Annotated in this window: 14 protein-coding genes and 1 pseudogene; 12 read left to right on the top strand and 3 right to left on the bottom strand. The window is 66.1% G+C overall.

Features of this window, described 5'->3' with window-relative positions:
* Nucleotides 1-2: 2 nt before the first annotated feature.
* The 3 genes from AAC979_RS12560 to AAC979_RS12570 all read left to right on the top strand — a co-directional run bounded on the left by AAC979_RS12560 (nucleotide 3) and on the right by AAC979_RS12570 (nucleotide 4,267).
* Nucleotides 3-1,193, top strand: a complete 1,191-nt coding sequence (locus AAC979_RS12560; protein WP_371347221.1) for a pyridoxal phosphate-dependent aminotransferase — start codon at nucleotides 3-5, stop codon at nucleotides 1,191-1,193.
* Nucleotides 1,194-1,261: 68 nt separating this feature from the next.
* Nucleotides 1,262-2,863, top strand: coding sequence for a 5-guanidino-2-oxopentanoate decarboxylase (locus tag AAC979_RS12565; RefSeq protein WP_371347222.1), 1,602 nt, complete (start codon nucleotides 1,262-1,264; stop codon nucleotides 2,861-2,863).
* A 111-nt stretch (nucleotides 2,864-2,974) separates the two neighbouring features.
* Nucleotides 2,975-4,267: a cation:proton antiporter gene (locus AAC979_RS12570; protein WP_371347223.1), complete on the top strand. Its 1,293-nt coding sequence runs from the start codon at nucleotides 2,975-2,977 to the stop codon at nucleotides 4,265-4,267.
* Nucleotides 4,268-4,686: 419 nt separating this feature from the next.
* Here the strand turns inward: AAC979_RS12570 and AAC979_RS12575 are convergent, their stop codons facing one another.
* Entirely contained in the window at nucleotides 4,687-6,264 is a 1,578-nt protein-coding gene (locus AAC979_RS12575; protein WP_371347224.1) for a winged helix-turn-helix domain-containing tetratricopeptide repeat protein, read from the bottom strand.
* A 214-nt stretch (nucleotides 6,265-6,478) separates the two neighbouring features.
* On the opposite strand from AAC979_RS12575, the gene AAC979_RS12580 reads away from it, so the two are divergent.
* The 6 genes from AAC979_RS12580 to AAC979_RS12605 all read left to right on the top strand — a co-directional run bounded on the left by AAC979_RS12580 (nucleotide 6,479) and on the right by AAC979_RS12605 (nucleotide 12,390).
* The gene (locus AAC979_RS12580) at nucleotides 6,479-7,429 is read left to right on the top strand and encodes a helix-turn-helix transcriptional regulator (protein WP_371347225.1); all 951 of its coding nucleotides are present in this window, start codon (nucleotides 6,479-6,481) and stop codon (nucleotides 7,427-7,429) included.
* 231 nt (nucleotides 7,430-7,660) lie between these two features.
* Complete coding sequence (locus tag AAC979_RS12585; protein WP_371347226.1) at nucleotides 7,661-8,491, top strand: alpha/beta fold hydrolase; 831 nt, start codon at nucleotides 7,661-7,663, stop codon at nucleotides 8,489-8,491.
* 104 nt (nucleotides 8,492-8,595) lie between these two features.
* Nucleotides 8,596-9,801 carry an NAD(P)/FAD-dependent oxidoreductase gene (locus AAC979_RS12590; protein WP_371347227.1) on the top strand — a complete coding sequence of 402 codons (1,206 nt, stop codon included), beginning with the start codon at nucleotides 8,596-8,598 and terminating at the stop codon, nucleotides 9,799-9,801.
* A gap of 86 nt (nucleotides 9,802-9,887) precedes the next feature.
* The gene (locus AAC979_RS12595; RefSeq protein WP_371347228.1) at nucleotides 9,888-10,805 is read left to right on the top strand and encodes an MBL fold metallo-hydrolase; all 918 of its coding nucleotides are present in this window, start codon (nucleotides 9,888-9,890) and stop codon (nucleotides 10,803-10,805) included.
* Nucleotides 10,806-10,935: 130 nt separating this feature from the next.
* Nucleotides 10,936-11,955 (top strand): mechanosensitive ion channel family protein, encoded by a 1,020-nt coding sequence (locus AAC979_RS12600; protein WP_371347229.1) that lies wholly within the window; start codon nucleotides 10,936-10,938, stop codon nucleotides 11,953-11,955.
* A 186-nt stretch (nucleotides 11,956-12,141) separates the two neighbouring features.
* Entirely contained in the window at nucleotides 12,142-12,390 is a 249-nt protein-coding gene (locus tag AAC979_RS12605) for a hypothetical protein (protein ID WP_371347230.1), read from the top strand.
* A gap of 724 nt (nucleotides 12,391-13,114) precedes the next feature.
* On the opposite strand, the gene AAC979_RS12610 is transcribed toward AAC979_RS12605, so the two are convergent.
* Complete coding sequence (locus tag AAC979_RS12610) at nucleotides 13,115-13,513, bottom strand: hypothetical protein (RefSeq protein ID WP_371347231.1); 399 nt, start codon at nucleotides 13,511-13,513, stop codon at nucleotides 13,115-13,117.
* 262 nt (nucleotides 13,514-13,775) lie between these two features.
* Nucleotides 13,776-14,693 carry a LysR family transcriptional regulator gene (locus AAC979_RS12615; protein ID WP_371347232.1) on the bottom strand — a complete coding sequence of 306 codons (918 nt, stop codon included), beginning with the start codon at nucleotides 14,691-14,693 and terminating at the stop codon, nucleotides 13,776-13,778.
* 298 nt (nucleotides 14,694-14,991) lie between these two features.
* Here AAC979_RS12615 and AAC979_RS12620 point away from each other — a divergent pair, with 298 nt between their 5' ends.
* The 3 genes and pseudogenes from AAC979_RS12620 to AAC979_RS12630 all read left to right on the top strand — a co-directional run.
* Nucleotides 14,992-15,540: a hypothetical protein gene (locus AAC979_RS12620; protein WP_371347233.1), complete on the top strand. Its 549-nt coding sequence runs from the start codon at nucleotides 14,992-14,994 to the stop codon at nucleotides 15,538-15,540.
* The gene (locus AAC979_RS12625; RefSeq protein WP_371347234.1) at nucleotides 15,537-16,523 is read left to right on the top strand and encodes an NAD(P)H-quinone oxidoreductase; all 987 of its coding nucleotides are present in this window, start codon (nucleotides 15,537-15,539) and stop codon (nucleotides 16,521-16,523) included. The genes AAC979_RS12620 and AAC979_RS12625 overlap by 4 nt, the downstream gene beginning before the upstream one ends.
* Before the next feature lie 80 nt (nucleotides 16,524-16,603).
* Nucleotides 16,604-16,844: pseudogene (locus AAC979_RS12630) on the top strand (IS3 family transposase); the annotation flags it as partial.
* Nucleotides 16,845-16,996: the final 152 nt, after the last annotated feature.

Consider the following 16,996-nt stretch of genomic DNA (forward strand, 5'->3'; position numbering starts at 1 on the left):
CAATGCGCTACGCGTCCATCACCGACAGGCTCGCCCGCCTCGGCTCCGAGAAATGGGCCGTCCATGTCGAAGGCCGGCGCCGCAAGGCCGCCGGTCGGCCCATCATCGAGCTGACCATCGGCGAGCCCGACCTGCCGCCGCATGAGCGGCTGATCGCGGAGGCGACGCGCGCCATGGCGGCCGGCCGGCACCGCTACTCCAACGGGCGCGGCGAGCAAGTGGTGGTCGACGCGCTGGTGCGCAAATACGCCAGCCGTCGGCCGGATGTGGCCAGCGACAATGTGCTGTGCTTTCCCGGCACCCAGACCGCGCTTTTCGCCGTTATGCTCGGCCTGGTCGAGACCGGCGACGCGGTGCTGGTGGGCGATCCGCTCTACGCCACCTATGAGGGCGTCGTCCGCGCCACCGGCGCCGAGATGATCCCGGTGCCGCTGCGCCCGGAAAAGGGCTTCCACATGCAGGCGGCGGATCTGGAGCGGGCGATCACCCCGCAGTCGCGCGTGCTTCTGCTCAACACGCCGCACAACCCCACCGGCGCCGTGCTCACCGCCGAAGAGATCGCCGCCATCGGCGAGGTTTGCCGCCGCCACGATCTGTGGATCGTCTCCGACGAGGTCTATGAGGAGTTGATCCTCGAAGGCAGCTTCGCCTCGCCCTTCGACGATCCGGCGCTGGCCGAGCGCACCATCGTCTGTTCCTCCATCTCGAAGTCGCACGCCGCGCCGGGCTTCCGCAGCGGCTGGGCCATCGGGCCGGCCGAGTTCTGCGCCCGCCTGCTGGCGGTGTCGGAAACCATGCTGTTCGGCCAGCAGCCCTTCATCGCCGACATGACCGCGCATGCGCTCGACAACCCCGTCGGCACCTCCGCCCTCATGCGCACCGCCTATCGCCGGCGCGCCGGCCTCATCTGCACGATGCTGGCGCAGGCGCCCGGCCTGATGCCGTTCCCGCCCGAGGCCGGCATGTTCATCGTCGTCGATGTCAGCGGCACCGGCATGGGCGGCGAGGACTTCGCCTGGGCCCTGCTGAACGAGGAGGAGGTCGCGGTCATGCCCGGCTCCGCCTTCGGTGCCGAGGCCCGCGATTTCATCCGCATCAGCCTGACGGTGCCGGACGACAGGATCGAAGAGGCGTGCCGGCGCATGGCGGCGCTGGCGGCGCGTTCGGGTCTGCGGAAGGCGCGACGGGCCTAGATGTCGGTGGCGCCAGCCACTGGCAGGCAAGGCGGGTTGGCGGGCAAGGCGGGTTGCGAGGAGCTGTCATGGGTACGAAAACGGTCGGGGAGGCGCTGATCGACCTCCTGGAAGCCAATGGCGTCGAGGTGGTGTTCGGCATTCCCGGCGTCCACACGGTCGAGCTCTATCGCGGCCTCGCCGGCGCGAAGATCCGCCACATCACGCCGCGCCACGAACAGGGCGCCGGCTTCATGGCCGATGGCTATGCCCGCGTCACCGGCAAGCCGGGCGTGGCTCTGGTCATCACCGGGCCGGGGCTCACCAACACCATCACCGCCATGGCGCAGGCCCGGCAGGATTCCGTGCCCATGCTGGTGATTTCAGGCGTCAACCGGCGCGCCTCGCTCGGCCAGGGTCTCGGCTATCTGCACGAATTGCCGGATCAGGCGGCGATGATGAAGAGTTTCGCCACCGCCTCCTGGACGCTGAACGACCCGGCCGACCTCGCCTCCGTGGTGGCGCAGGCCTTCGCCGTCATGGGGTCAGTGCGGCCGGGGCCGGTGCATATCGAAATTCCCACCGATGTGATGCCGCTGCCCGCCGGTGACATCGTCGCCAAGGCCACCGTGCCGGCCCGCCCCGGCGCGGCGGCGGCGACGCTGCATCAGCTCGCTGCCCTGTGCGATGACGCGCACCGCATCGTGCTGATGTGCGGCGGCGGCGCCGTCGCGGCGGCGGACGCGGTCGAAGCGCTGGCGGAAAAGCTCGACGCGCCCGTGGTCATGACGGTGAACGCGCGTGGCCTCATGGCCGGCCATCCCCTGCGCGTGCCGGCGAGCCCGAGCCTTGCGGCCACGCGCCGGCTCATTGCCGAGGCGGATCTCGTCATCGGGCTCGGCACCGAAATGGGCCAGACCGATTACGACATGTATGACGATGGCCGGTTTCCCTCGCTGGCCAAATTCGTGCGCGTGGACATCGATCCGCTCCAGCTCGCCCGCGCGCCGCGCGCCGACCTTCCCGTGCTGTCGACGGTGGAAGCGGCGGTCGATGGCCTCCTCCCGCTCATCGCCGCCCGCGGCGGCGACGGCGCGGCGCGGGCGGCGGCGACGCGCGAGGCGGCCTGGCAGGAGCTGACGCCGAAAATCCGCACCGAGATCGGCGTGATCGAGGCGATCTACGCCGCGCTGCCGGACGCGCTCGTGGTCGGGGATTCCACCCAGGCGGTCTATGCCGGCAATCTCTATCTCGATCTCGCCCGCCCGCGCGCCTGGTTCAATGCCGCCACCGGCTTCGGCGCGCTGGGCTATGGCCCGCCCGCCGCCATCGGCGCGGCGCTCGGCGCGCCGGAGCGTCCGGTGGTCTGCCTCACCGGCGATGGCGGGTTCCAGTTCTCCCTCGCCGAGATCGGCTCGGCGGTGGATGCCGGGACGCGGGTGATCTTCCTCGTCTGGAACAATGACGGCTATCAGGAAATCGAGACCTACATGGTCGCCAACGGCATCACCCCGGAAGGCGTGAAGCCCTCGCCGCCGGATTTCCTCGGCATGGCCGGGGCCTATGGCGTGCCTGCGCTGCGCCTCTCGGATGTGAGCGAACTCGGCGCGGCCCTCACCGCCGCCAAGGAGCGCAACGGGCCGAGCCTGATCGAGATTCACCAGACGCGGACGCTGGGCGTGACGGCCTGACGGTCCGGTGAGGGCCGTGAGGAACCGAACCGGCGGACATAGGTTGGGCTCCGACGGTTCCCTCGGCGCTGCGCCCGTCGGCGGCACGAGGGATCGCGCAGGATCTGACGCATGCTCTCGCTTTTCCAACTGCTTGCCGGGCTGCTGACGGTCACCGCCGTCTTTGCCTGGCTCAACCACCGCATCCTTCGGCTGCCGGGAAATATCGGGCTGCTGGCCATGGGGCTGGGCGCCTCCCTGGCGCTGATCGGCGTCGAGTTCCTGTTTCCCCGGACGCCGATTTATGCGGCGCTGGCCCAGAGCCTGCAGCAGATCGACTTCTATGAAGCGGTGATGCACGGCATGCTGGCCTTCCTGCTCTTCGCCGGGGCGCTGCATGTCGACATCGAGCGGCTGCGGCGGAGAGCGCTCGTCGTCGGCGCCCTCGCCACGCTCGGCGTCGGCCTCTCCACCGTGGTGATCGCCAGCGGCCTGTGGCTGGTGACGGGCCTGCTCGGCATTCCCGTCACCTTCCCGTGGGCGCTGGTGTTCGGGGCGCTGATCGCGCCGACCGATCCGGTCGCGGTGCTCTCGACTCTGCGCTCGGTGGACGTGCCCGAGAAACTCGAAACCGACATGACTGGCGAGGCCCTGTTCAATGACGGCATCGCCGTGGTGCTGTTCACGATCACCTTGCAGATGGCCACGGGCAGTACAGGCGATGTTGGCGCGGGACATGTCGTCCGGCTGCTTCTGGTGGAAGCGGGAGGCGGCGCGCTGCTCGGCCTGGCGACGGGCTTCATCGCCTATCACGGGCTCCGGGCCATCGACGATTATTCGATCGAGGTGATGATCTCGCTCGCTCTCGTCACCGGCACTTACGCGCTGGCCGACGCGCTGCACATGAGCGGTCCGATCTCCGTCGTTGTCGCTGGCGTTCTCATCGGCAACCGCGGCGCGGCCTATGCCATGAGCGATCTCACCAAGCGCTATGTCTTCGGCTTCTGGACGCTGCTCGACGATATTCTCAATGCCGTCCTGTTCCTGCTGATCGGGCTGGAAGTGCTGGTGCTCCGCTTCGAGGCCAGCGCGGTGTGGCTCGGCCTCATCGCCATCCCTCTCGTCGTCATGGGTCGTTTCCTGTCGGTGGCGGCTTCGGTCACGCTGCTGGCGCGCTGGCAGTCCTTCGCCCGCGGCACCATCGCGGTTCTCACCTGGGGCGGCGTGCGCGGCGGCATTTCCGTCGCACTGGCCCTGTCGCTGACCGACACGCCCGCCCGCGCGCCGCTGCTGGCGGCAACCTATGGCGTCGTCCTGTTCACGATTCTCGTTCAGGGGCTCACGCTGAGCCGGGTGGTGTCGCGCGTAGCCTTGGTCAGAAAGAACGAAACCGCGCCCGGCCAGCCGCCACTGGGATCACCCTAGTTGTCCGATCCCGGGGTTTGATGGTGCAGCCTTTTCGCGGGCGTGGAAGGAGGCATTATGGGCCAGGTACTTGACGCGAACCGGCATCCACTTCGCTCGAAACCCTCTAGGCCTGCGCTCCCATCCACCTTCCCAGGGGACGATCACGGCCGCGTGTAAATGAGCCAGCCCCCGATGCGGGACCGGCCCGGGGGCACCAAAAAAGCACAACAAATCCGGTACTTTCCGCCTTGTTCACAGCAAACCTTTGAGGTCGCTGGCGCGCCGACCACAGCGAAACTGCGAACACTTATATTATTGAAATCTCTACGACTTAGGAACGTCCGAACAATGGGCTTGGCTCGGTGACGCGGTTCACGTCGATCACATGGTCCGTATGCTGTTTTGAAACGAATGCTGAAGCCTTCGATCGTTGCGGCTCACTGATCGGGAAGGCCGGCTTTCCGCAGCCCTTCAGCAAACAGGTCAAGGTCCTCCTGCCGCCGGATCGGTAGCCATTCCTTCAGGTTGGAGAGACGCAGAGCGGGGCTGAGCTCGCGCAGCCGATCCATGGTCCGGCGGGCGTCCTCGGTACGGCCCGACAGCGCCTGGCTGGCTGCGCCGATCGCCACGGCCATGAGGAAGCTCGGCAGGTTCCGTTGGGCCTGGTCCGCCCATAGCGACGCCGCCTCAAAACGGCCGGCGAAAAGATGCGCCATCGCGATCCCGGCCTGCATCCGGTAGAGCTCGGGATCGACCGGGCTCAGGCGCATGGCACGCTGGAAATACTCGATCGCTTCTTCCGGGTTGCCGTGCCAGACCCGCAGGAAGCCACCGAGGAACCAGGCCGGCGCCAGGTTGGGATTGAGGAACAGCGCCCGGTCCAGAAGACTGATGCCGCTGTCGAACTCGCCCGCAAGATGGGAGAGCGCATGGCCGGCCCTCGCCAGCACCACCGCGTCGTCCCGTCCAAGCTCCACGGCGCGGCGGGCGAAACCTATGCCTTCGGCCGTCTCCTGCACCGGATCGGTCGTCCAGCCATTGATCTTGCGCCAGAAATAGCCCCAGGAGGCCATTGCGTAAGGCGGCGCGAATTCCCCATCGAGCTCGATCGCCTTGCGGAACAGCGGCAACGCCCCCTCGATAGATTCCCGTCCGCCTCGGTGGAGATGGGCGAGGCCGCGCAGATAGCAGTCATAGGCGCTCAGATTCTCGGTGGGTTTGCGCCGCGCGCGCTCGATCTCCGCCAATTCCATCTGCGGGGCGATGGCGCCGACGACATTGCTGGAGATGCGGTCCTGCAGCGTGAAGATATCGTCGAGAGCGCCCTCGAAGCGGTCGGCCCAGAGATAGCCATTGGTGCTGGCATTGACGAGCTGGCCGGTGAGGCGGATGCGGTCGGCCGCTTTGCGTACGCTGCCTTCGAGAACGTAAGTGACGCCCAGCTCCCGGCTGATCTGCTTCACGTCGAAAGGGCGGCCGCGATAGGCGAAACTGGAATTGCGCGCGATGACGAACAGCCAGCGCACGCGCGACAGCGCGGTGATGATCTCCTCCGCCACGCCATCGGCGAAATAGTCCTGTTCCGGATCTCCGCTGAGATTCTGGAACGGCATGACGGCGATGGAGGGTTTCTGCGCCGTCACGGCCGTTGCCGGGATAGCGGTCTCCGGCATCATCGTGGCTTCTCGCGACGCCTCCGGTGTCCCCACCGGCCTGATGTCGCCGACGAAGCGGAAACCCTTGCGCGCGACAGTGCGCACGAGGCGCTGCTCGGCGCCGCTGTCGCCGATCGCCTTGCGCACGGCGTTGATGTGACTGGTGAGCGTCGATTCCGACACGATGCGGCCGTTCCAGACCGCATCAAGCAGGCCGTCCTTGCTCACCACCCGTTCGTGGTTCTCGACGAGATGGACCAGCAGATCGAAGACTTGCGGACCGACGGCGACCGTCTGCGTCCCCCGGGTCAGCTCCCGGCGGTCGAGGTCGAGCACGCAGTCTGCAAATTGGTACTTCAATCCGGCACTCCATCGACACGCGCAGGCGGGGCAGCTTGTCGCGCCGCTCTGCGGACCGCCTTCATATCATGACCCGTACGGTGCTTTTCTCATAAGGCCGCTACGCGTCGCTTTGGACGTAAAAGCAAGGTCAACCCAACCTCGCCACAAGGACTTCGCGCCAGCCCGGACGCACTCTGCGCTCACGATGCAACTGAACCGTGAGCGTGGATCGATGGACGAGACCATCCTGCGCGTGCCCTCGCTAGAGGATCTGTTCCGCACTTCCGAGCCCACGGAGGGACAGCCGTGGACCGCCTCCCGGTCGGCGGCAGACGAGATGGCGCGCGCCCTCGGCACCACGCCGCGACGCATCGTCACCGAGCTTTCCGGCAGCTCCATTGCCCATTGGACGCACGGCGAGCTGCACGACATCGTCGAGCCGATGAAGGACCATGTCATCATGACCTACATGGGCACGATGCAGCGCCTGGAGCGACGGTCGGGGAAGATCCTGGCGTCCGGAACGGCGCGGCCGGGCGTGGTGACGATCATTCCGTCCGGCTCCAGCTCGCGCTGGGATATTGGCGGCGAGGTCAATGTGCTCCAGCTTTACCTGCCGCACGCCATCCTCGAGCGCGTTGCCGCCGAGGCCGATGCATCGGGAGCGGCGCCGCTGCTAGAGCGCACCGGGCACCTCGACCCGACGACATCCCGCTTGCTGATGAGCGCGGCGGACGTCCTCGACGGCAGCGAGGCCCTCGACGCCCTATTCCGGCAGCAGCTCACCGAGCTTCTGGCGACGCGGCTACTGTCCGTACATACCGGCGCTCCGGCCAGCCATCAGCCGGCATTGGGAGGGCTGGCGCCGGCAGCGCTGCGCCGTGCTATCGAGCGCCTGCGCTCGGACAGCGACGCCGATCTGTCGCTTGCCGAGCTCGCCGCTGATGCGCACCTGTCACGCTTCCATTTCTGCCGCGCCTTCAAGCAGAGCACCGGTCTGTCGCCACATGCCTGGTTGCGCCAGCACCGGCTGGCGCAGGCGATGACGATGCTGCGCGACACCGACGAGCCGGTCATCTCGATCGCGGTGGCGTTGGGCTATGGCTCGCAATCCGCTTTCGCCGCCGCATTCAGGCGCCTGATCGGCGAGACGCCAAGCGAATGGCGCCGCCGCGCACGTTAGCGGCAATCGCTCTCTAACCGGCGCAATCGCTCTCGGGCGGCCCCATGCCCCTCGCGCTAATCCCATGTCGTGCCCGCCGACCAAAGGAGACAGCCGATGACCGGACATCTTCCTCACTTTTCGCGCCGCAACGTCCTCCTGACAGCCGTCGCCGGGGCGGTATCCGCAACGGTCGGGATCCCCTCGGCCGAGGGCGCAGGCAACGAGCCTCTCACCGAAAGGAGCAAGACCATGCGTACCGTCACCACCAAGGACGGCGTCCAGATCTTCTACAAGGACTGGGGTCCGAGGACAGGACAGCCGATCTTCTTCCACCACGGCTGGCCACTCTCCTCCGACGATTGGGATGCGCAGATGCTCGCCTTCGTCGGCAGGGGCTATCGCGTCATCGCTCATGACCGGCGCGGGCACGGACGCTCGAGCCAGGTGAGCGAGGGGCACGACATGGACCATTACGCTGCCGACGTCGCGGCGGTAGTCGAGCATCTCGATCTCCGCAACGTCGTCCATGTCGGCCATTCCACCGGTGGCGGCGAGGCGGCACGCTATGTCGCCCGCCACGGCAAGGGTCGCGTGGCCAGGCTGGTGCTGATCAGCGCCGTGCCGCCGCTGATGGTGAAGACATCTGCCAATCCGGGCGGCCTGCCGATCGAGGTGTTCGACGGACTGCGCGCGAAGCTCACCGCCAATCGCTCGCAGTTCTATCTCGATTTCGCGAGCGGTCCGTTCTTCGGCTACAATCGGCCGGGCGCGGAGCCTTCGCAGGCGGTCATCTGGAACTGGTGGCGCCAGGCCATGATGGGCGGCGCCAAGGCGCAGTATGACGGCATCCGCGCCTTTTCCGAGACCGACTTCACCGACGATCTCACCCGCATCACGGTGCCGACGCTGGTGATGCACGGCACTGACGACCAGATCGTGCCGATCGCCGACTCCGCCCCGCTCTCGGCGAAACTGGTGAAGAACAGCACGCTCAAGACGTTTGAGAAGCTGCCGCACGGCATCTGCACCACCCACGCCGATCTCGTCATCGCCGAGTTGCTCGCCTTCATAGCGGACTGACGCCTCAACCCACCGCATCGCAGCCGCTTCCCAAGGCCTCGCCGGCTCGACGGCGCGGCAGCGGCGATGTGCGCCCTTCTGACACCCCCACGGGAGTAGTTCACATGCGACTGGTCATCATCGGCGCCGGCTTCGCCGGCATGTATGCCGCCCTTTCCGCCGCGCGCCTGCGCGATCTCCAGGGTATCTCACCCGAGGAGCTCGAGATCGAAGTAGTGGCGCCGCAGCCGACGCTGGTGGTTCGTCCGCGCCTCTATGAGCCCAAGCCCGAGACGCTGACGGCGCCGTTATTGCCGGTGCTGGAGGAGATCGACGTCCGCTATGTGCAGGGCACCGCCGAGACGGTCGACACCCGGTCCAATTCGGTTGGGATCGTCACTGGTGGCGGCGAGCGCAGGACGCTGCCCTATGACCGGCTGGTGCTTGCCACCGGCAGCCGCCTGTTCCGCCCGGACATACCGGGGATCACCGATCATGTATTCGCCGTCGACCAACTCGACGACGCGGTTACACTCGACCGCCACCTGCACGCTCTGGCGCGCCAGCCGGCGTCGGCCGCACGCGACACCGTCGTCGTCGCCGGAGGCGGCTTCACCGGCATCGAGGCGGCGACGGAAATGCCGGCGCGCCTGCGGACTATCCTCGGCGACAACGCCGCTATCCGCGTCGTCATCGTCGACCGCAACGACGCCATCGCGCCCGACATGGGCGCCGGTCCGCGCCCGGTCATCGAGAACGCCCTGCGCAAGGTGGGCGTGGAGACGCGCCTCGGCGCCGGCGTCGCTTCGGTGGATGCGGGCGGCGTGACGCTCGCCAGCGGCGAGCGCATCGAGAGCGCGACGGTGATCTGGGCTGCCGGCATGCGCGCCGCGCCGCTGACCCAGCAGATCCCGGCCGAGCGCGACAATTCCGGCCGGCTGCTCGTCGACCGCGCCCTGCGCGTGCCGGGCGTGGGCGGCGTCTTCGCCACCGGCGATGCCGCAAAGGCGGCGTGCGACGACATCGGCAACTACGCGCTGATGTCCTGCCAGCACGCCACCCGCATGGGCGCCTTCGCCGGCCACAACGCCGCCGCCGAGCTGCTGGGCGTGCCGACCATCCCCTATCACCAGGAAGCCTATGTGACCTGCCTCGACCTCGGCGACGCCGGCGCGCTGTTCACGCGCGGCTGGGACCGCCACGTCGAGTTCGTCGGCGCTGAGGCCAAGAAGATGAAGCAGGAGATCAACACGGTGTGGATCTACCCGCCTCGTGCCCAGCGCGACGTAGCCCTCGCCTCGGCGGATCCCGAGCGCGTCACCGATCTCTAGGCGACCAGCGACGCGCGCACCTCTCCACAGCCCAGACCATCAGCGGAGCCGACCGGTCGGCTCCACCATCTCAGCAGGAGACGAACATGAACGTGCAAAACACCTCCGCCCCCCGTCGAACGGGACACGAAGAACTGGTGCCCTCGCGCTACGCGGTGCGGGTCGGCGAGATCGACGTGCTGATCATCAGCGACGGCGTGCTGCCGCTGCCGACCAAGATGTTGGGACACAACGTCGAGCCGGCGGCACGAGCGACGTGGCTGAATGACATGTTCCTGCCAACCGAGGCTTTCGACTGGGCGCTGAACGTGGTCGTGGTCCGCAGCGGCGAGCAGACCATACTCGTAGATGCCGGGCTCGGCCTCGACCCGGACCTGAATCTGCCGCGGGCCGGCCAACTGATCAAGCGGCTCGCAGCCGTGGGCATCGACCTGGCGACGGTGACCGACGTGATCCTGACCCACATGCACATGGATCATGTCGGCGGACTCCTCATCGACGGAGTCAAGGATCGGCTGCGTCCGGATCTGCGGATCCATGTGGCCGCCGCCGAGGTCGAGTTCTGGAAGGCACCCGATTTCTCGCACGTCAATATGCCGGCCGGGTTCCCGGACGCGCTTCGCGTAACCGCGAAGCGCTTCGCGAAAGAGTATGAGAGCCATCTGCGGCTGTTCGACCAGGAAGCCGAGGTAGCGCCGGGCGTGGTTGTCTCTCGCACCGGCGGCCACACCCCCGGCCACAGCGTGGTCCGCGTAGCGTCCGGTAGCGACCGGCTGATGTTCGCCGGCGACGCCGTGTTCGCGGTCGGGTTCGAACACCCCGAATGGTACAACGGCTTCGAACATGACCCCGAAGAGGCGGCCCGCGTCCGGATCCGTCTTTTGAAGGAACTGGCGGCGACCGGATCATCGCTGGTGGCCACCCACCTGCCGTTCCCGTCGGTCGGTCATGTGGCGGTCGAAGGCGACCATTTCCGCTGGGTCCCGATCTTCTGGGACTACTGAGCGCCTGCCGCCAACCCGGAGCATCTCTACGATACAGTGAAGTGTGGAGATGCTCCGGGACACCCGATCCCACCGTCATTCCGGCCCGGCTGGGGGCGTTCTATCGCAAGCAACCCCGACGAATTTCCCCATGTCTGGCGATGACTATTACCTGCCGCTTGCCCTTATCAACATCCTGGGCATTGCAGGCATCGTGGTCTGGCACCTTCAGGGCCCAAGCCGCCCGACAGGTCGCCTGATCGTCCAGCTCCTGTTCTTCGCCGGCATGTGCCTCGTTGTCTATACCGGGGGCATCGCGCCGCAACAGCCCGATGCAGTCTATACGGAGGGTTTCGCCGCGCTGCTGTCGAAGTCCGCCAGAATACTTTGGTGGACCCACCTTGCATGGACGATCATCGGTCTCATCCACATTTATGTCCGGCTCAACCGCAAGCCGCGGGAAGCACATCTCATCTTGGACATGGCCGTTGCCGTCATCTATCTCGGCGTGGCGCTGTCGGTTATGGGCTTCGTCTTCGGCATGCCCGTCGCATCCCTGGTGACGACCTCGGGCGTGGTCGCCCTCATATTGGGTCTCGCACTACAGAACACGCTCGGCGATGTCTTTTCCGGCATCGCGCTGACGCTCGGCAAGGCCTATGCGATAGGCGACTGGGTGCAGCTGAACGACGGCACCGCAGGACGGGTCACCGAGACCAACTGGCGCTCCACCAATCTGCTGACCGGAGCGAACAACATCGTCGTGCTGCCCAACAGCATGCTGGCGAGGCAAGGCCTGACCAGCCTCAGCCGTCCCGACGAGACGCATCAGATCACATTGGTCGTGCGCTTCGCCGCCGTGCAGAGCCCGCACCGGATCGAGGAAGCAATGCGGAGCGTACTGCAAGCGAGCATCCGCATCGTGCAGGATCCACCGCCGGCCGTTGCCTTGAAGTCCATCGATGCCGTGGCGGTCGAATTGGAGCTGCAGTTCCGCGTCGCCAGCCTGGCCATGGGAACGCTCGCCAAGAACGAGATCATCGAGCTCATCCACAGCCAGTGCAAAGCAGATGGGCTTGCCCTGGCCTTTCCCGCGCAAAGCCTGGTGTACGTGCCCGCACCTACGAATAGATGCGGAGGCCATAGTGCGTGCCCGCGCCAAGGGCTCTAATAGGAGTAAACGCCTATCGTGCGGACAATTAATTTAGAATACAATTCAATTAAGTTTCTGAAAAATAACATGGCAATCAGCCTACAATAACCGCAAACGCTCTCAATAACGACCTCAGCAATTATCTATAGTTGTTACGTCATCTGCGCGCATGCCGCCCGCAGATTAATAAGAATGGAGATTGTAATGAGAAATTTCGCATTTATTCTGGTGGCCGCCGCTTCTGTTTCGTATGTGGGCGCCTCGGAGGCAAAGCAGGATCGGCGTGAGCGTCAGGCTTGGAGGAATACCGTTGCGAGCGAACACGTGCCGGATAGCTTGATCCATGAGGGCCGGAATGTGACGACGACCCATCGTGTCGAAACCTTGGGCGTCGAGCCCTATATCGCGCAGCAGATCGAGCTTAACGCCCGTTCTTCGCGTACGACGCGTTGACAAGGTGCGGGCGATGCCGGGCCTCTCTCGGCCGGGCATCGCCCCCCCGGCTCAGCGCTTTCATGAAATCGGCTACCCATCTTGCCACGGCGCCAGATCGCGATGAAGAGGGCGTCGGTGACCAACGGTACCGTCACCCCGCCTTCATCGCCCAGATGACGGCACGTCGTAAGCACAGGTCGAAGCCCGCAGCAACATGGAGCCAGCCCAAACCAAGGCACTTAATACCTGTCATCGATTGTTGTTTTGGCAATCTTGCGCCAGCATAACAGGAGCTCGGCGCCCGGTGGGGCGCGCTCGTCGGGCCCGTGGAGATCGCTCTTAGACCGGGGGGTGAGCGGCCGCATCCCCACTTTCTGCGCTAAGGCGCTGGATGGTGACGTCGCCGCCCCAGTTGGCGGCGCCCGCACCAGGCTGGCATCGCATTTCCGGAGAGCTTTCTGTACAGCTAGTAGCGCTCGGCACCCGTTGCGCGTTTTCTGTCGACCTTTCCTAGTATCGCAGAGATGTGACGTGGTCTCGTTTGACGCCGGCGAAGCGCGCTAGCTTGAGTGCAGGATAAAAGCGCGCACATTTCGCGTCGGTCGGATGGTTGTTTTTGCAGGATATTTGCTAAATATCGACAAATTGCGCCGCTCGACAGCAATGTGTGGGCTTCTCGGGAAGCTTTTTGGCTGACCGATTAGCCACACATTGCTGCCGTCTGATGCTGGCCTGAGGGCCATCACCTCTCGGTTTCGGATCGCGGGGCCGGCCACTTCTGGAGCGTAGCCGAAAAAGCGGCTTCTCGGCAGAAACGCCGCCCCTGACCGAGGCGAGTCGCCTCTCCATAACGTGCCTGCACTGACCGCCGATGCCCCGTACGAGCTTCGCGCGCATGTTGGTGAAGTTCTGCCAGCAGCGCGCCACGACCGTCCTGTCGCCTCGCGACGTCGACCTGTTCCAGACCTGGCTCCTCGATCTCCTCGCCGCGCGCATGCCGCTGCCCCTGACCGAGCGCGATTATGATTGGCATGCGATCGCTCACGCCTGTGATGTGGATCACACCGATCTGCAGCGCGCCGGCCGCGTGCTCGCGCCCGGCCTTGATGCGCTGCGCCGTGAATTGGCGCGCCGCGGCCACGTCACAGTGAAGCGTGTCGCGGCGCGCCGGGCACCGTCCGGCTCGGAGAGGGAAAAGCTTCAGCGTGATGCTGAGCGGCGCTCGATGCGCCGCCCAGGCTCGCCGAGGAGATGGCCGATCTCGTCCGACAGCGGACTGGCCGGTCTTGGCTCCTGCTGTGCAGATAGCCGCCGTTCCGCTGCCGGGCCGCGGAGCGGACGTTCAGACACGCACCGGAACATGTCTGCTGCTGGCGATCCTCGCCCAACGGGTTCGCTACCGATCACGGCTCCCAAATCGGCGGACTTCCAATGGAAGCACGCAATGCCTCGGCGAAGGCTCGCACCTTTGCGCTCGGCTGCGGCAGGGCCCGCAACAGATAGATTCCTGACGAGTCGTCGTTCCATGGCTCACCGGCGATTCCTAGCCGCGCCAGCTTTCCCACCCTGACATCCGGTCCGACAACCCAGCTCGATAGGAACGCAACACCCAAGCCTTCCGCGGCTGCCGCGCGCAGGGCCTCGAAATCATCCGAGCGGAAGGCCACGACGCCGGCGCCAGCATGGCCCGCAGGGCAACCGAGCACATCGCGCCAGCCGAGAAGATCGGCGCCATGCAGCTTGTCGAGCAGTCGATGCGACGATAGGTCCGCCGCGCTGTCAGGCGTACCGGCCCGCGCCAGATAAGCGGGGCTCGCCACCAGCAGCCGCGTGAAGGGCGCCAGTTTGGTGGCGATCAGCGTACTATCGGCAAGTACGCCCATGCGGATGACCACATCAAGCCGCTCGGCCACGGGATCGGCGAGCCGCTCCGTCAGGTCGAGTTCGACATTCAGAGCCGGGTGCTCGGCCTGCAGCGCCGCGACGACCGGCAGGACATAGCGCTTGCCGAAGGTCGGGAAGCAGGCGATCCGCAGCGTGCCGGAGACGGAGCCGTCGAAGGCGGCGACCTCGGCATGCGTATCGGCGAGTTCGTCGAGATGGCGCTGTGCCCGCTCATGCAGGCGTTGACCGGCATCGGTGAGCGTGAGCGCCCGTGTCGAGCGGATGAACAGCGCGACACCCAGATCATCCTCGAGCGCATCGATCTGCCGCACCACGGCCGAGGGCGTTACCGCGCGCCGGCGCGCGGCCCCGGAAAAGCTTCCCGCACGCACGACATCAACGAAGGTGGCGAGGAATTCGGCGAAATACGGTCTCATCTTTGCGATCCAGGCAAAGCCGTTTTCGGCAGGCTCCGGCTTATCGCCGATCCCGGACACTTGCATATTTGCGGCGTTCACACAGCGGCGGCACCCGTTCGCCCTACCGCATTCGCCCGGGGAAAGGAGGATCGGCGTTCCATCTCGCAAGTCCTAACGGCGACCATGGAATCTCGAAAGCCTCGGCGCCCGGCACCCGCGCATAACCGTGTTCGGAAGGGCGCGTGCCCACCTTGGACCGGCCACCGCGAGCCGACTGTCGACGCCTGTGACTCCGCTTCAACGAGAAGGCAATGCCATGAAAATCCTCACCGACAAGATCCTTTCACAGTCGGCCTACACGGCGGATATCGACGTGCCCTTCGAGAAGGTCGACATCGCCGAGTGGCTGTTCACCTTGCCGGAGGCGGAATATCTGCGCTGCTGCCCGCCGGACCATATCGGCTCCGGCGTCACCACCGCCGACGATGGTCGCCGCATGGTCATCAATGTCGAGATGATCGGCACCGGGCTGGTGATCCAGCACTATGTCGCCGAGGAAGCCACGGCGAGCTGTTGCCGGATGAATTCGATCTCCGACGTGTTCACACCCGTGGGACGCACGCAGGTCAATGTGATCTGGGAACTGATCGCCGAGTCGATCGAGGGCGGCCGCACGCGCTACACCAACCGTGTCACCTCGCACCCGACCGACGTGTTCATGGACTTCCTCGCCGCGCACGGCCAGACCTTCGAGCAGGCAGCCGTGGCCCGGCAGGAAGCCGGGGGCGACCATAACCGCCGCGAGACGCCGCTTTTCGCCGCCAGCATCGCCCGTCGGGCGACGGCCAAGGCGGCGGCGCAATGAAGGCGATCACCTTTGATGATTTCGGTGCGGCGGACGTGCTCCGCCTCACCGATGCGCCCATACCGGAGGTCCGCCCCGGCGATGTTCTGGTGAAAGTGCATGCGGCCGGGGTCAACCGCGCGGATCTGCTGCAGCGTCAGGGCTATTATGGTCACCAGCGCGATGGCGACAGCGACCTGCTCGGGCTGGAAGTGGCCGGCGAGGTGGCGGCGTTCGGCACCGATGTCACCGACATCCGCCCCGGCGAGCGGGTGATGGGCATCGTCGGCGGCGGCGCCTATGCCGAATATGCCCGCGTCGACCGCGCCATGGCGGTGCGCATTCCTGACAACCTCGATTTCGCCGAGGCGGCGGCGGTTATGGAGTCCTTCGTCACCGGCTGGGAAGCCGCCGTGCATCTCGGCGAGACCGCTTCCGGGACCGCCGTGCTCATCCACGCGGCGGCCGGCGGCGTCGGCTCCGCCGCGGTGGAAATCGCCCATGCCCTCGGCGCCCGCGTCTTCGCCACCGCCAATGTCGAGCGGCGCGCCGACGTTCTGGCACTGGGCGCGGAGGCCGTGTTCGACTATCGCAGCGAGGACTTCGAGCAGGGCGTGCGTAGCGCCACCGGCGGGCGCGGTGTGGACGTGATCGTCGACTTCGTTGGCGGCGACTATCTCGCCCGCAATCTGCGCAGCCTCGCGCCGGGCGGACGCCTCGTTCAGGTCGGCCTGCTGGGCGGACAGGATAGCGCCAGCATTCCGCTCTCGCTCCTGCTGCACAATCATTTGCGTCTCATCGGCACGGTGATGAAATCGCGCACGGTGGAGGAGAAGCGCGCCATGGTGCGGCGCTTCGCGGAAGGCGCGCTGCCGATGTTCACTGAGGGCCGGTTGAAGCCGCTGGTGGGTAAGGTCTTTACGCTGGCGCAGGCTGCCGAGGCGCATCGCGCCATGGAGGCGGGCGGCGGGTTCGGCAAGATCGTGCTGAAGGTGACCGCGTGAGGCGCGGCGGCGGGCTCCGCCTGAACCGCGCCTAGATTTCCTGGATGCCTTCTTTCCCAAATTTGAGGCAACGGGCCCAGATGAGCAAAGCCAACTTTACCGAGAACTCCAAGCGCGACGCGGCCGGTCAGATCACCGAGCCGGTCTGTCCGGTTGCGGAGGTCGCAGCTCGGCTGGGATCAGTAGGCGCATCGAGTGGAGGAAACGGCACGGCAAGCCTGCCGACGTGGCAGCGATGATGATCAAGCCGCTGAGGTTCGCCGGCTGAAGCGAGAGTTGCAGGGCGTGAAGGAAGAGCGCGACATCCCAAAAAGTGCCGGACCGAGCTGTACCGATCTCACCAATTCGAGGACGTCAAAAATGGCCCGGACCCCCGATATCGCTAATGCGCTGACTGCCATTCTTCTTCATGCCGAGGCGATCAGGCGCCGCTCGACCGAGCAGGAACGCGCTGAGATTTCGGAGTCGGCGTC

The sequence above is a fragment of the Ancylobacter sp. IITR112 genome (assembly GCF_041415945.1).
Classification (GTDB): Bacteria; Pseudomonadota; Alphaproteobacteria; order Rhizobiales; family Xanthobacteraceae; genus Ancylobacter.